The 14,368-nt window shown below is 34.7% G+C and carries 14 protein-coding genes; 12 read left to right on the plus strand and 2 right to left on the minus strand.

Annotation, left to right across the window (positions count from 1 at the left end; genetic code table 11):
* Nucleotides 1-107 precede the first annotated feature (107 nt).
* From GX497_15315 to GX497_15335, 5 genes are all read left to right on the plus strand, one after another.
* On the plus strand, nt 108-329 hold the full coding sequence (locus GX497_15315) for a hypothetical protein (GenBank protein ID HHY74560.1): 222 nt from the start codon (nt 108-110) through the stop codon (nt 327-329).
* Nucleotides 329-1,237 carry a polyprenyl synthetase gene (locus GX497_15320; GenBank protein ID HHY74561.1) on the plus strand — a complete coding sequence of 303 codons (909 nt, stop codon included), beginning with the start codon at nt 329-331 and terminating at the stop codon, nt 1,235-1,237. Before GX497_15315 ends, GX497_15320 begins: the two co-directional genes overlap by 1 nt.
* A gap of 40 nt (nt 1,238-1,277) precedes the next feature.
* Nucleotides 1,278-1,439, plus strand: coding sequence for a competence pheromone ComX (comX, locus tag GX497_15325; GenBank protein ID HHY74562.1), 162 nt, complete (start codon nt 1,278-1,280; stop codon nt 1,437-1,439).
* Between the two features lie 96 nt (nt 1,440-1,535).
* The gene (locus GX497_15330) at nt 1,536-3,875 is read left to right on the plus strand and encodes a PDZ domain-containing protein (protein HHY74563.1); all 2,340 of its coding nucleotides are present in this window, start codon (nt 1,536-1,538) and stop codon (nt 3,873-3,875) included.
* A gap of 12 nt (nt 3,876-3,887) precedes the next feature.
* Nucleotides 3,888-4,541, plus strand: coding sequence for a response regulator transcription factor (locus GX497_15335; GenBank protein HHY74564.1), 654 nt, complete (start codon nt 3,888-3,890; stop codon nt 4,539-4,541).
* 84 nt (nt 4,542-4,625) lie between these two features.
* On the opposite strand, the gene GX497_15340 is transcribed toward GX497_15335, so the two are convergent.
* Nucleotides 4,626-5,177, minus strand: coding sequence for a hypothetical protein (locus GX497_15340; GenBank protein HHY74565.1), 552 nt, complete (start codon nt 5,175-5,177; stop codon nt 4,626-4,628).
* Between the two features lie 118 nt (nt 5,178-5,295).
* Between GX497_15340 and GX497_15345 the strand changes: the two genes are divergently transcribed.
* From GX497_15345 to GX497_15360, 4 genes are all read left to right on the plus strand, one after another.
* Nucleotides 5,296-5,736, plus strand: a complete 441-nt coding sequence (locus tag GX497_15345; GenBank protein HHY74566.1) for a hypothetical protein — start codon at nt 5,296-5,298, stop codon at nt 5,734-5,736.
* Nucleotides 5,733-8,753: a VCBS repeat-containing protein gene (locus GX497_15350; GenBank protein HHY74567.1), complete on the plus strand. Its 3,021-nt coding sequence runs from the start codon at nt 5,733-5,735 to the stop codon at nt 8,751-8,753. The genes GX497_15345 and GX497_15350 overlap by 4 nt, the downstream gene beginning before the upstream one ends.
* Before the next feature lie 70 nt (nt 8,754-8,823).
* Nucleotides 8,824-9,405, plus strand: coding sequence for a Uma2 family endonuclease (locus GX497_15355; protein HHY74568.1), 582 nt, complete (start codon nt 8,824-8,826; stop codon nt 9,403-9,405).
* 738 nt (nt 9,406-10,143) lie between these two features.
* A complete protein-coding gene (locus GX497_15360; protein ID HHY74569.1) occupies nt 10,144-10,578 on the plus strand; it encodes a hypothetical protein in 435 nt (144 codons plus the stop codon).
* 83 nt (nt 10,579-10,661) lie between these two features.
* On the opposite strand, the gene GX497_15365 is transcribed toward GX497_15360, so the two are convergent.
* Entirely contained in the window at nt 10,662-12,374 is a 1,713-nt protein-coding gene (locus GX497_15365; protein ID HHY74570.1) for a fibronectin/fibrinogen-binding protein, read from the minus strand.
* Between the two features lie 152 nt (nt 12,375-12,526).
* On the opposite strand from GX497_15365, the gene GX497_15370 reads away from it, so the two are divergent.
* From GX497_15370 to gmk, 3 genes are all read left to right on the plus strand, one after another.
* On the plus strand, nt 12,527-13,408 hold the full coding sequence (locus GX497_15370) for a YicC family protein (protein HHY74571.1): 882 nt from the start codon (nt 12,527-12,529) through the stop codon (nt 13,406-13,408).
* Nucleotides 13,409-13,477: 69 nt separating this feature from the next.
* Nucleotides 13,478-13,741, plus strand: a complete 264-nt coding sequence (locus GX497_15375) for a DUF370 domain-containing protein (GenBank protein HHY74572.1) — start codon at nt 13,478-13,480, stop codon at nt 13,739-13,741.
* Nucleotides 13,742-13,749: 8 nt separating this feature from the next.
* The gene (gene gmk / locus GX497_15380; protein HHY74573.1) at nt 13,750-14,364 is read left to right on the plus strand and encodes a guanylate kinase; all 615 of its coding nucleotides are present in this window, start codon (nt 13,750-13,752) and stop codon (nt 14,362-14,364) included.
* Nucleotides 14,365-14,368: the final 4 nt, after the last annotated feature.

Genomic DNA, 14,368 nt, shown 5'->3' on the forward strand with positions numbered 1-14,368 from the left:
ATAGCCGATTCATCCCGCATTTTACCAAAAAAATTGCAACATCAACCGAAATAAAAACTGTCGACATATTGTGTTGGTTAAAATAATATGCGGGAGAAGCGTGAAAATTGATGAAAAATATTAAAGTTGTCGCTGTAGAAGATAGTCGATATTGGCAGAATAAACTTCATGTTGGAAATATTCTGAAGAAAACAAATGAGCAATCTAGTATCCGAAATGCTATTGCGGAAAGCCGCAATCGAATTTCGGTGAAATTTGTCACATTATCCAGTATAATCTCAGTTAAGGAACCAAATTATAAATGTAAGTGGCAAAAAGGTGGACATTGATGATAGAGTTAAAAGAAACAATGCTGCAAATAGTGGAAAAATCTTTTTTTGATGAACAAATGAAAGAGTTGGTTACAAGCTTCATTGATTTCAAAGAGAAAGAAGGATTTCGGTTTGCTGAGTTAGTTTTATTTCATTATGAATTATTTGGTGGAAAAAGCGGTGAAATCGTACGAATTGCTGCTGGAATGGAATTATTAATACTAGCCATTGATATTTTTGATGATTTGGTTGACGAAGATAATCCCAACCCGCCATGGATGAAACAAGCATCATCAACTGCTACCCATATTGCAATGGCTCTCTTGATTGCAAGCCAAAAAGCGATTGATGAAAGTCGTTTTGATAATGCTGTTAAACAGCAAGCAAAGAAAATGTTTAATGACCATACGTTGCGTTGTATATATGGACAAGAGCATGATGCTAGAAATGAAATTCATAATGAGAGTGATTACGTAACAATTACGAAAGAAAAATCAGGTTCACTTATTTCATGTGCTTGTCTAGTAGGAGCTATTTTTGCAAAATTCCAACAGCTTCAAAATGTTAAAGACTATGCTGAACACTTTGGTATCGCTGTTCAAATTGCCAATGATATTAGCGATATTCAACAGGAAAATAGCAAAAATGATTTTTTACATAAAAAGAAGACGTTGCCTGTTTTGTATCTTTTACATCATAATGCTGCAGAGTTTCTTGAGCTAAAGAGCTATTATGAAGGGAACATACCGCTAGAACATATGAAAGCAAAGCAAAAAGAAATCGTTTCTATGATACAAAAATCGGGAGCGATTGAATATGCCCAAGTTATTATGCAGCTTGAAATAAGCAAGTCGAAGAAGGTTATCAATAGCATGGATATTTCAGAGGATGGCAAAAAGAGCATTCAATCCATGCTATTTAGATAAATAAATTTATAAGTCTACTAAACTATTGGGAGGAATAATGATGATTTCAGAAATTGTTCAGCATTTAGTAAAAAATCAAGATGTGTTAGAGCAGGTTCAAAATGGCTTCGCAAGTTTAGTTGGCGTAAGTCAGGAAGAAGTTCAAATTATATTGAATGTATTGAATGGCACTGTTAAAACTTTATCAAGTTATTGGTTCTAAATTTTATTAGCTAGATTCTATTCGTTGAATGAAGAATCTAGCTTTTTCATTTATACTAAAAGAAATATAAATATTATGATAGTTTTAGGTGATTCCATGTCAAAAAGTACATTTAGTTTATTAATTTTTACAGTATTCTTCTTATGCATCTATTTTACTGCTATTACTGTGAAATATCCCCATATTGGAATTAAAGTTGAAGAAACTAAAAATAAACAATATGAAATTATAAATGTTTTTCCACAGGGAGCAGCAGAGCATGTAGGAATAAAGGAAGGGGATATCATTCTCAATATCGATGGAGATACTCCTGAAAAACATGAATCTGTTAAGAAGTACAATCTTGTTGAGCAAGTACATGACATTGTAATTGAAAGAAATGGGGATATTTTGAAATATGATTTACAATCACGATTTTATAGGGACCAATTTCTCTTACATATTGTCTTTCCATTTTTTATTCTAATTCTTTCTATATTGTTTAGTGCGTTCTTATTTAAATACAAGAGAAACGAAAAGGTTGCTATTATATTGGTGGTGCTATTTCAATTATATGGGATAGGCTTTTTTGCTGGTGCGGCATCAGCCCGAACAGAGCCACTTGCTCAGTTTTTTGCCATAAGTACTCTATTATTAATGCCCTTGTTGCTCTTTCATTTTTTCTTTTTATATTTTCAAAAATATAATTTAAAGTTTGCTAGTTTTCATTTGATAAAAAAACTTTATATAGCTAATTTTTTTATGCTAATTATTTCGCTTTTATTTCTATTTTTACCTTTAAACAATATTTTATATTCAGTAATAAGGACGTTAACTTTATTCATGTTTTTTATAAACGTTTGTAGTTGTCTTTATTTTTTCGGAAGAAGCTTTTTGAAATATCGGAAATCCATTTATAGTTCACTTTTTAAAATCATTATTGTTGGTATTTTTATTTCATTTTTACCGTTTACTTTGCTTTATGCCATCCCAACGATTATTTTTAAACAGGAATTTATTTCTGGAGAGGTTTCTTTTTTATTTACTTGTTTTTTGCCGCTTACATTTGTTTATTTAGTGTCTACAAATCGCTTTTTTGATATTAATTTCTATATAAAGCGGATTTTTTATTATGCTTTATTAGCACTTGCCCCTTCACTACTATTGGTTATAATGGGAGCTGTTGCTATTCATGAAGTATCCGTACAAAAATGGCTGCAACTATTTGTTGTTGTCTATTTGTTTTTCATTATTGTTTTTTACATAAAAGAAGAATTGGATTATCGTTTTCGCAGCAACCTATTTGCTGAAAAATATAATCTACAATCTAGTATTTACCAGTTTGTTGCATTTTTATCGCGTGAAAAAAGCAGGAAAGTGGTCGAACAGTATTTTGTTAATGAAATTAAAGCGGTTTTAGGATTAAAAAATATCGCTTTACTGGAATATGATAAGGAGACTGATAATCTCGGTTTGGTAAACGGAAATAAATGGGGGTATGATTTTGAGTTACTACATGAGCAGCTTATCCAATACAATGGAAAATACTTTTTTGGAGAGCTACAATCTTTAAACACGGACTCATATTTAATTGTTGCCGAAAATACTAAGAAAATTTTAGTGCTAGTTTTTGGAGAAAAAAGAAATTTTACAGCTTTTAACCATGAAGAAAAAGAATGGCTCAAAACGATTTCTTATTTCATGAATGTTAGCTATCAAAATCTGCAAATGATTGATGATTTAATCGGCGAGCTTGAAACGATGAAAATAGAGGGAAATGCCCCTTCATGGATGCTAAAGATGCTTTTTCATATTGAGGAAAGGGAGAGAAAGCGATTATCGATTGATTTGCATGATTCCGCTCTTCAAGCCCAGTTAGTATTGTATCGAGAATTATCGGAAATTCTTGAAAAATACAATTTTGAGGCAAGTATCAAACAAGAGCTTGCTTGGGTTAATGAAGGTTTATTAGATGTCATCCATGAAATCCGCGAAACATGCAATGAATTAATGCCGCCTTTTTTGAAGGAAACAGGCATTGTTGGCGCACTTGAAAATCTTTTTAAAAAGCTGCAATTGCGGACAAATGTAGTGATTGATTTTAATGCTGCTAGTAATTTTACTATTTCTTTAGAAGATGAAATGACGTTAACACTTTACCGGATTGCGCAAGAATTAATGAATAACGCCGAGAAGCATTCCAATGCATCAAAAGTTAGTTTTTACCTAACATCTGAATTTAATCATATTATTTTAAAATATAAAGATAATGGAGAAGGTTTGGCAGAGGATAAGGTGACAACTTTTAATGGTCGTTTGGGAATTTACGGAATAAAAGAACGGGTAAGAAGCGTCGATGGAAAGATTGAATTTAGGAATTCAAGCGATGACAAGGGCTTAGAAATCATAATTGAAATACCGTTGGAAAAGGAGAACAAGGTGCTTGTCGGTCAATGAGGGGGAATGAAGATGATTACTATCTTACTAGTAGATGATCATCCATCTGTTCGAGAAGGTACGAAAGCAATGATTGAAGCGGACAATCAATATGAAGTGATGCTGGCTGCTTCTGGAGAAGAAGCAATGGAGTTGATAGAAAGTTCCAGCTTTGATTTATATATTTTTGATTTATTTATAGATACGATCAATGGGATTGATTTGACAAAACGAGTCATTGCCAAAGATGCGGAAGCAATCGTTTTGATTTTAACAGGATTTGATATAGAGTCGTATTTCAATCTGTTAATGGAGGCGGGCGCTAGTGGCTTTATTAGTAAAACAGCATCGAAAGACCAATTGTCTACAACGATAAAATGTGCTTTGCGAAGGGAGGCAATCTTACCCGTGTCGTTCCTGCGACAACTGCAAAGAAAAGAGATAAAAGGAGCAGTAAATAATGGTGATACGGAATCAGGCATTGTCTTAAATGAAAAAGAGCAGCAAGTATTGTTAGAGGCTTCGATTGGAAAGTCGAACAAAGAAATCGCTCAAAAGCTATCCATGAGCCAGCGCATGGTGGAATACCATTTGACGAAAATTTTCACTGCTTTAAAGGTCAGCTCTCGCGGGGAAGCGGTGTCTAAGGCTAGGGAATTGAGGTTGTTGCCAAGTGAAGTATTATAAAATCGCGGTCAAAAATAAAAGCCTGATTTAACGGATTTTACCGTTACAGGCTTTTTTACTTACTTTAAAAGGTGGAGTAGATTATTAATGTATTGAATATCGCATAATGTCGTCATAACTTAATCCAGTTAACTCCATAATTTCCTCAGTATCCATACCTTTTTGCAACATTTTTTTTGCAATCTCAATTGCTTTTTTAAATTCTCCGTCTTTTTGTCCTTTTTCAATTCCTTTTTCAATTCCTTTTTCAATTCCTTTTTCAATGGCCTGTGCTTCAAATTTCTTTAAGTTTTCTTCTAGGTTGGATAACATGATTTCTGCCTCCTCTCGTTTTGTTTTATCAATAATATCTTCAAATGTTGCATGTTGCTCTTTTGGGAGTCTCCTTTTAAAAATTCGTTTCATCCATGCTTTAAATAAATTATACTCTTCGTCGGTTAAATTTGAAAGTATGTGGGCTAGGCTGTTTAAACGGTCAATCAGTTCGTGTTGTTCATCTATATCTTGATCAAGGTAAAAGATAGCTGAAATTAAGTTGGAAATTTCTAAGAGTTCCTTATGTTTATAGCGATTGACATCAAGAAGGATATAATTGAAGTTTAAGAAAAAAATAAAATTATAGCAGGATTTCGACAAGATTTATCTAATATTGACATAGTGTGAAACTAACAACAACAACAGTTGGAATAATGAATCTACGGTTTTGGATACAACATAGTAGTCTTGCAAAATTTATTGTTTGAGGTGTTTTGTCTTGAAAAATAGCATTAAATTAATCATGTTTCATATTTTAATAGTTTTTATTCTAGGAATGTACGCTTACTTGGCAATGAAAAATGAAGGAAATATTCAAGCTGTTACTTTTACTATTTGTGTTGGCAGTTTAGTGCTTTCATTTTTATCGGCATTTTTCATCAAAGTGGAGAACTCTTTCCGAAAAAATTTATTCATAACATTGCCAATTGCTATTATTTGTTTTCTAGCATTTCCTGTCTACGCTTTTTCCGATTTAGTATTGGATTCCATTTATATGTATTTTTTATTTCAATTGCCATACAGTTTGTTGCCGTTCGTAGACGGCTTCGATGCCATAACCGTTTTGTTATTCACATTATTATTTTTTGTAACGACAACTTTAGGTGTACAGTTTAAATATTTGTTCTTAAAGAACCGAATGGGAAAGGAACGATCATGAATCAATATAAATATTTAGTCATATTACTAGTCGCAGTACTTTTATTAGCCAGTTGTTCAGCAAATCGAACGATGGAAATGGAAACCTATTTGCCGCAAAAAATTTCAGTTCCGAAAGGTGTAAATTTTGAAGAGGAAATTGAAGTTGCCGTATTATCCACATCAGAGGATATCCATACAAAAAGTATTGTTCAGCATCTTCAGCAATCATTAGTTGCCAATATACATGTAACACCTGTTGCTCTGAAAGATTTTTCACACTTAAAAAAGGATTATGATTTTATTTATCTTGATGGCCAGCTTGGAGAAAAAGAAATTGAAGAGGTGAAAGATGAGCTTATATCATATGTAAATGACGGCGGTAGTTTATTTTTATCCCATGAATATGGTAAACAATTCCCATCGGAGTTTACTGGAATTACACGATTTGAGCCAATCACAGATAAGGAATTATCTTTTACATACCCAGAAGTTCGCCGCAATCTTAGCGGCTTGCAAGAAGTTTGGCGCACTTTTACAGATATATATGGGAAATATCAAGGATTAAAGGCAACGCATCATATTGATTTTAAAGAAGGAGCGGTTATTGGTACAGCTACACCGCTAGTTAATAAAGGAGAGTTATCGCTTTTAACAGCCCAATCTTACGGAAAAGGCACGGTTATTTGGGCAAACAAATTTCTTCCGAATGAACAGTTTATTACAAGATTTGATTTGCAAGCTGAAAATAATCAGAAATACTTCCATTTTGGCTATGCAAGTGCCAATTATTTATTCAGAAATGAATTAATGAAATATATTGCCAAAGAGAAATACGGGTATTCAATTCAAAAGGCATATGGAACATATGGGCGGCCTAGTTTAGCGTGGCAAGCCCATTATGAGGCACTCTATTCATTTGTTTTGCGGGATATGATTAAGTGGACGGAGCTCCTTGAAAAGCATAATCAAATTCCAACGTATTCCATCGTGCGCGGTAGCTATAATGGTGGTCAATGGCAGGAAACACTAAGGTTTCATGAAAATATCGGAACAAACAGCGAACCTAATTTTGTTAATGTAGAAGAAAATTCGTTTTTCTCGGCTGGAAAGGTACTTACTACAAAAGAAGATATCATTCGTTTTGAACGGTATCCAGGCTATCATACGTTTTTATCGCCGTTAGAGCTTCCGTATCGGGCTTATGCTACAGTAGCAGATTTGAATGCTGATGGAAAACTTGATTTACTTGTTGGTTCCTACAATGGGAATGTGTATTTTATGCAAAATGCAGGGGAAGCAGGTGAACTGCTGTTTGAATCACCGGTTGAGCTTAAAGATGTTCACGTAGATCAAGCTGCTGCGCCAACGGTTGTCGATTGGAACGATAATCAAAAGGATGATCTAATTGTTGGCAATGAAGCAGGAGAGTTATTATTATTTTTGAACGATGGGAAAGGTGGATTTACAAAAGAAGGAAATATAACTGCGAATGGAAACCCAATTAAGCTAGTTGGTAATGCGGCACCTACCGCGGTTGATTGGGACGGGGATGGAATCATTGATTTGCTTGTTGGCGACAAAACAGGTCAAGTTTATTTTTATAAAGGAAAAGAGACTGGTAGCATTGATGTAAGTGAAGGAATTGCGCTTCAAAGTTCTGATGGGGTATTACAAGTCGATTCGTTTGCTGCACCAGCGGTTGTCGATTGGAATGAAGATGGCAACCTTGATTTATTAGTTGGCGATATATCTGGAGAGATTACTGTTTTCTTACAGCAGGACGATGGTTTGCTTGTAAATCAAGGGAAGCTCACAGGGGAAACGAAAAATTTCTTTGGTACAAATGCAATCAATGTTGGGCATTTTACAGTTCCTGTCGTTGTTGATTGGAATATGGATGGAAAGAAGGATTTACTAACAGGACATCTTGAATACGGTAACCCATATGCGATTGATGATCAGTTATTTCCTTATAAGCGAGAGTTCAAGGAAAATATTGCGCATTCTCAGTCAAAAAAGATTCCGCTAATCCCGCATATGTATTTTAATGAAAATTTAACAGACGAAAACGAAAATCACGAAATGGAGATCCATCGAAATTCTTTTAACAACCTTGGTATCCCTTGGAAAGAGGACATGGGTGTCAATCATCATACATGGACGATTAATAAGGATGCATTGCAGACGTTTAAAAACCAACAAGAATATGGAATTTGGTGGAATTTTGGCTTTAGACCACCGAATGTGAGCACAGCACCAAGGGATGGCAAGGAATTTTTAATGATTGTTCCGTTTATGCTGCCAAGTGAAAAGGAAGACGAGCGGTTTTCGAAATTCATTTTATTCTCGCCAGCACCGCATAATTTAAACTATGCACAGGCTTGGGATGGACTAGCAAAGTTCGATATTCCGCTAACATATTTTGAACATATTGAGCATAGTATGAAGCCTGGGACAAAGGTGTATAAAAAATTAATCGACGAAATTAATTTTATGAATGAGTTTCGAGAAAAATATAAGTACACGTTCCAAACAGAGGAGCAAATGGCAAGGAGCTTCCTCAACACGTTTTATGGTGATGTTCACTTTGCCGCAACAAATGAAGGGGTAGTTGTTGTACCTGATTATTCAAATGTCCCAGAAGAAGTAAAAGAATATGAAAAAACATTAGGAATTAAGCTTGAATTAGGGGAAGCGTATGAAGGGAAAGAGATTACAACATCTAGTATGTTTTTCTACGAAGGAAATGATGGTTATTACATCGGTGTAGATGAGCCAATAAAGATTGATTTTGTTGAAAAATCAACGATGCTAGAGCAAGTCCATTTCGTTCGTTCAAATAGCCCAGTAGAAATCATTTCTATCGAAAAAAATGTGTTGCGGTTAAAATTAGCAACAAAAGGAATGCAGGAGCTTGAAATCTATTCCCCTGTCAAACTAAAGGTGCGCGGTAAAAACATCAAGGTGAATAAGAATAGGAATAGCTATTCGATTATTCATTATGGGGATGAAGTGGAAATTACGTTGACAAAATGAACTAGCAACAAATCATAGTGAAAAAATGGTATAATCATGAGAAATAAAGCTTTGGAATGGAAGTGATCATATGCCATTACCGAAAGAAAATAGAATTTATACTTATGTAGATTACTTATCATGGCCGGAAGATGAGAGAGTAGAAATTATCAGTGGAGTTCCATTTTTACAAGCAGCACCTTCAAGGATACACCAAGAAACGCTTTCTGAATTACATCGGCAAATAGCCAATTTTTTAGTAGGGAAGGAATGCAAGGTTTATCCTGCGCCTTTTCATGTTGTTTTAAATCTAGATGAAAAAAGTGAAAGTGAACTGGATAGAAAGAATGTATTCGAACCTGATATTTCGATTGTATGCGATAAATCGAAATTAGATGATCGTGGCTGTAAAGGTAGCCCGGATATGGTTATTGAAATTATCTCACCTTCAACTGCAAGAAAAGATAAGGTTGAGAAGTTTAACAAATATGAACAGGCTGGGGTAAAGGAATACTGGGTAGTTGAACCAGATGAAAAAATTGTTGGTGTTTTTACTCTTCAAAGTAATGGAAGGTATGGCAGACCTGGTATGTATACAGAAGAGGATGAAGTTAAAGTATCAATTTTTGATGATTTGGTGATTGATCTAAGTAAAGTCTTTTCATTTGAATAAATAGAATACTTTAAAGCCTGTTTAACGGATTAAACCGCAACAACAGGCTTTACACCGTTTAGCTTCTTAATATATCGTATTTTTGTGTTGCCAACAGGGACGGAGCTTGAATTCGTTGCTTTGCTGAAAAAAGTGGCGATGATTGCAACTTTGAGTAATGTACTGTAAATACTACCAAAATAACACCGCAAACTTTTTTCGTTGTATTTTTAGTGAAATATAGACTAGCATTATAAGCAAGAGATTTCTTGCAAGAAAAATTATATACCGAGAATAGAGAGTGAAAAATGACGATTTCATATTTTAAATTTATTAACAGTGCTGATTTTTTATAGTTAAAGGGAGCTTTTGGAAAAAGTAGTTTTTCATAATATTTAAGTAAAAGTAGGGGAGATGTAAAGATGGGTAGAATTCCAAGAATGTTTATTAGTTTACTTTTGTTTAGCGCATTATTAAGTTTAGCTCAAATTGCCAGCGCAAATGATTTAAATGGAAAATTGAAACAAGTCATCATTTTCTAACAGGTATGGGTTATGATGGGAATGGTCAAGCTGCCTATAAGGATCCAGATGGTGGACAATATAATTCTGGTACCCATTATTTTGATTGGTCTATTAATGAGTCTGAATTTGCTATGGGTACTACTAAATATGTACCTTAACGTAAAGGCTCTTCCTTTTAAGCAAAGGAGGAGCTTCATTTCTTATTTTTTATAAATACTAATGAAGGGCGATAAATATGCATCCTACTGAAATAATTGAGCTACTGACTATAAGTGCTATGATTACAATAACTGTAATTATTACAATTTTTTTAAAAGGTAGTTGGCGAAAAATTGGTTGGTCTTTAGTTTTTTCTATATTGGTGGCATATTGTATTTTTTTTGTTGCACGCCCTTATTGGATTGATACACAAATCGACAAGAAAGTTAATTTATTAAGTTCATATTTGGAACAACGTTATCCTAATGAAAAATGGTTGATTTCAACAGTACCACATCGTGAGGATGGCTCAAAACATCTTAATCCATATTATATTGGGGTTATTTTTGAAAATGAGCCAGAAGTTACTTATAAGTATTGGGTAGAGAATAAGAATAATATCTATCAGATTTCTTATTCAACAAATAACAATGTAACCGAATTTAAGCATTTAGAAAAGAAAATAAACTAAAAATTTTTAGAATGACTTAGTTAGTTTAATAAAACTATAAAAAGCCTGTCTTACGGACTAAACCGCAACAACAGGCTTTTTCTTTATTTCTTTCTCAACTTTAAAACCAACTCCTCATCCGGTGTCACATACAAGGTCGTTTGATTTTCATAAATAACAAACCCAGGCTTGGCGCCATTTGGCTTTTTGATATGGCGTATTTTAGTAAAGTCAACAGGTACGGAGCTAGACTCCTTTGCTTTGCTGAAAAAAGCAGCGATGGTGGCGGCTTCAAGCAGAGTTTCTTCCGATGGTGCTTCATTTCGAATGACGACATGGGAGCCAGGTATGTCTTTCGTATGAAGCCAAATCTCATCTCTTCTAGCGAGCTTATTCGTCAAATATTCATTTTGCTTATTATTTTTGCCGACAATGATTTCATCGCCATCCGATGAAGTATAGTAGTCTAAAGTTGGTTTTTGATTTTTTTGCTTCGCTTTTTTGGCATTTTTGCGCATCTTTAAATAGCCTTCTTCAGCCAGTTCCTCGCGCATTTCTTCAATATCTTTCGGTGAGGCTGATTCAATCTGCTGCAGTAAACCATCAAAGTATTCAATTTCAATTTCAGTTAAGCTGATTTGCTCCTTGACAACGTCAACAGAATTTTTTAGCTTTTGATATTTTAAAAACAAGCTTTGTGCATTTTCCGATGGTGTTTTTAATGGGTCAAGCGAGATTGTTACGGTTGCGCCATTATCATCATAATAGTTGATAACGTCAATTTCCTTCATCCCTTTTTTGGCAGCATACATATTCGCTGTTAACAATTCACCGAACAACTGATAGCGGTCAGCTTTTTTGGCATCTGCGAGGGACAGTTCAAGCTTTTTGATTTTCTTTTTGTTTTTGTTTAATTCATTTTTAATAAAGCGTTCTAAATCATTGGCTTGCTGCTTGACGCGGTCCCGTTCTGCTTTTCCGTAATAATAGCGATCCAATAGCTCGCTCACGGATTCAAAATATTTAACCTCGCCTTTTAAATGTGTTAAATCACAAATATAGAAATATTCTTTGCTGGAAGCCGTAATCATTTGCGGCTGATAACTTTTCTTTTTAATCGGCTCTATCACAGAAAAAAATGCTTTAGGAAGCGTCATGCGATTAGCCAGTCCGGCGCGATGAATCACTTCAGTAGCAAACAATGGTGAAATCCCGGAGAAATGCTCCACTAATTGGTTTCCAAGCTTCCCTTGGTTAAAGTTTAGTTTTGATAGTAGCATCTCTTCTGTAGCCGTTAACGGGTTTACTTTGTTCTGCTCGGGCGGTGCCATATACTCATACCCTGGCAAAACTGTCCGATGGCGATTAATAGCGGGGGAGACATGTTTAATACTGTCTATAATAATATTTTTTTCTTCGTCAATTAAAAGGATGTTGCTATGACGTCCCATAATTTCCACAATTAAAATTTTAATCGACTCATCACCGATTTCATTTTTTGTTCGCACATAAAATTTAATGATTCGTTCAAGCCCATCTTGTTCGATTTTTTCAATAAAGCTGCCCTCTAAATGCTTCCTTAAAAGCATGCAAAACATCGGCGGCTCCTTAGGATTATCATAGCTTTCCGTTGTAATATGTAATCTCGCATAGCTTGGATTAGCTGAAAGAAGTAGTTGCTGATTTTTTCCTTTCGCCCGAATTGTAAAAATCAAATCATATTTATAAGGTTGATAAATTCTTGAAATCCGCCCGTGTTCTAGCTTGTCTATTAATTCTTCTGTCACGGCTTTCGTTACAATCCCATCAAATGTCATTTGTTCCACCTCTCAATGTACACATAGTATAGCATTTTTTTATTTCTATTTTCATCCGTAGCCTTTATAATTTAACTTTAGTCTAAATTTTATATAATTTACTTGTTGTGCTAGCGTAAATTATATAGAATAAGATAGTGGATGTGATAAATATGATCGTAAGTATGACAGGATTTGGTCGGAGCAAAAAGGAACTTCATAATTTCAAGGTGATTGTTGAAATGAAGTCGGTTAATCACCGTTTTAGCGAAATTACAGTACGGATGCCGAGACAATTTTTATTATTTGAGGAAAAAATAAAAAAAATAGTCAATCAATACATACAACGAGGCCGTGTCGATGTTTTCGTAACTATCGAAGGAGAGGGCTATATTAATCGTTCCTTACAAGTAGATTGGATCTTGCTCTCGCAATATGAAAAAGCGCTTCAAAAAGCAAAAGAAATGTATAATCTTGATGGTTCTTTAACAATTGAACAACTCATTCAGCTTCCAGAGGTTTTTACCGTTACTGAAAATGAAGATGGTGCACACGAGTTAGAACAAGTTATTCTAGAAGTGACAAATGTGGCTGCGATAGAGCTGCAAGAAATGAGGAAAGCAGAAGGTGCTGCTTTAAAAGTTGATATAGAAAAACAGCTAAAAGTAATCCAAGAAGTTGTTGATTTTTTAAAGCCATTTTCAGCTCGTGTAGTAGAGAAGTATCGTGAACGGCTTCAAAAGAAAATGAGCGACTTTCTTTCAGAGAGCTTTGAGGTAGATGAAGCTAGGCTTTTAACGGAAGTGGCCTTGTTTGCTGATAAGGCAGATATTAATGAAGAATTGACAAGACTAGCGAGCCATGTGCAGCAATTTTTGAAGATTATCGAGACTCAAGGGAGCATTGGCAGAAAGCTTGATTTTCTTGTTCAGGAAATGAATCGGGAAATGAATACGATTGGCTCGAAGGCAAATGATGTAGACATTAGCCAAAAGGTTGTCGAAATGAAAAGCGAGCTTGAAAAGATAAAAGAACAAGTTCAAAATATTGAATAAGACATATGGATTACTTATATTTTTTCGCATGCTCGATTAAAATATGGTAATGTACATAGGGGGACCATTATGGGGATAAAGTTAATAAATATTGGATTTGGTAACATCGTATCTGCCAATCGAATCATTTCTATTGTAAGTCCTGAGTCTGCACCGATTAAAAGAATTATCCAAGAAGCTCGCGATAAAGGAATACTAATAGATGCAACATACGGAAGACGAACGAGAGCAGTGATTATTACTGATAGTGATCATGTCATTCTTTCAGCCATTCAGCCGGAAACAGTGGCACAACGTTTAAATAATAAAGAAGATTTAAGTGATGAAGGGTAGGATTATAAATGATTGAAGAAAAAGGGATTTTATTTGTCCTTTCTGGACCATCTGGTGTTGGAAAAGGAACGGTCCGTAAAGCATTATTTGAGAAAAATATCAATCTTCAATATTCCATTTCTGCCACTACACGTAGTCCACGCCAAGGTGAAAAAGATGGTGTTGATTATTTTTTCAAAACAAGAGAAGAATTTAAGAGTATGATTGTACAAAATAAATTGTTAGAATGGGCCGAATTTGTTGGGAATTATTATGGTACACCAATTGATTATGTGCAGGATACAATCAATAATGGGAAAGATGTTTTTCTTGAAATTGAAGTGCAAGGGGCTATGCAAGTACGCAAAGCTTTTCCAGAAGCTGTGCTGATTTTTTTGATTCCACCAAGCTTAGAAGAATTAAAAAATAGAATTATTGGGCGCGGAACGGAAACAGAAGATATTGTAAAAGGGCGCTTAAATACCGCCAAGGTCGAAATTGAAATGATGAGTGCTTATGACTATGTTGTCGTCAATGACAAGGTTGAAAAAGCATGTGAACGCATTGAGGCGATTGTTCAAGCCGAGCATTATCGCCGCGACCGCGTAGAAGTATCTTACAAAAAATTATTGGAGGTTGAATAAACCG

Origin of the sequence: Bacillus sp. (in: firmicutes) (assembly GCA_012842745.1) — a bacterium.
Classification (GTDB): Bacteria; Bacillota; Bacilli; order Bacillales; family Bacillaceae_J; genus Schinkia.

Excerpts from the sequence above, each read along its gene's own strand:
- GX497_15320 (HHY74561.1), top strand. The coding sequence starts at position 329 with ATGATAGAGTTAAAAGAAACAATGCTGCAAATAGTGGAAAAATCTTTT.
- comX (HHY74562.1), top strand. The coding sequence starts at position 1,278 with ATGATTTCAGAAATTGTTCAGCATTTAGTAAAAAATCAAGATGTGTTA.
- GX497_15330 (HHY74563.1), top strand. The coding sequence starts at position 1,536 with ATGTCAAAAAGTACATTTAGTTTATTAATTTTTACAGTATTCTTCTTA.
- GX497_15335 (HHY74564.1), top strand. The coding sequence starts at position 3,888 with ATGATTACTATCTTACTAGTAGATGATCATCCATCTGTTCGAGAAGGT.
- GX497_15350 (HHY74567.1), top strand. The coding sequence starts at position 5,733 with ATGAATCAATATAAATATTTAGTCATATTACTAGTCGCAGTACTTTTA.
- GX497_15355 (HHY74568.1), top strand. The coding sequence starts at position 8,824 with ATGCCATTACCGAAAGAAAATAGAATTTATACTTATGTAGATTACTTA.
- GX497_15360 (HHY74569.1), top strand. The coding sequence starts at position 10,144 with ATGCATCCTACTGAAATAATTGAGCTACTGACTATAAGTGCTATGATT.
- GX497_15365 (HHY74570.1), bottom strand. The coding sequence starts at position 12,374 with ATGACATTTGATGGGATTGTAACGAAAGCCGTGACAGAAGAATTAATA.
- GX497_15370 (HHY74571.1), top strand. The coding sequence starts at position 12,527 with ATGATCGTAAGTATGACAGGATTTGGTCGGAGCAAAAAGGAACTTCAT.
- GX497_15375 (HHY74572.1), top strand. The coding sequence starts at position 13,478 with ATGGGGATAAAGTTAATAAATATTGGATTTGGTAACATCGTATCTGCC.
- gmk (HHY74573.1), top strand. The coding sequence starts at position 13,750 with ATGATTGAAGAAAAAGGGATTTTATTTGTCCTTTCTGGACCATCTGGT.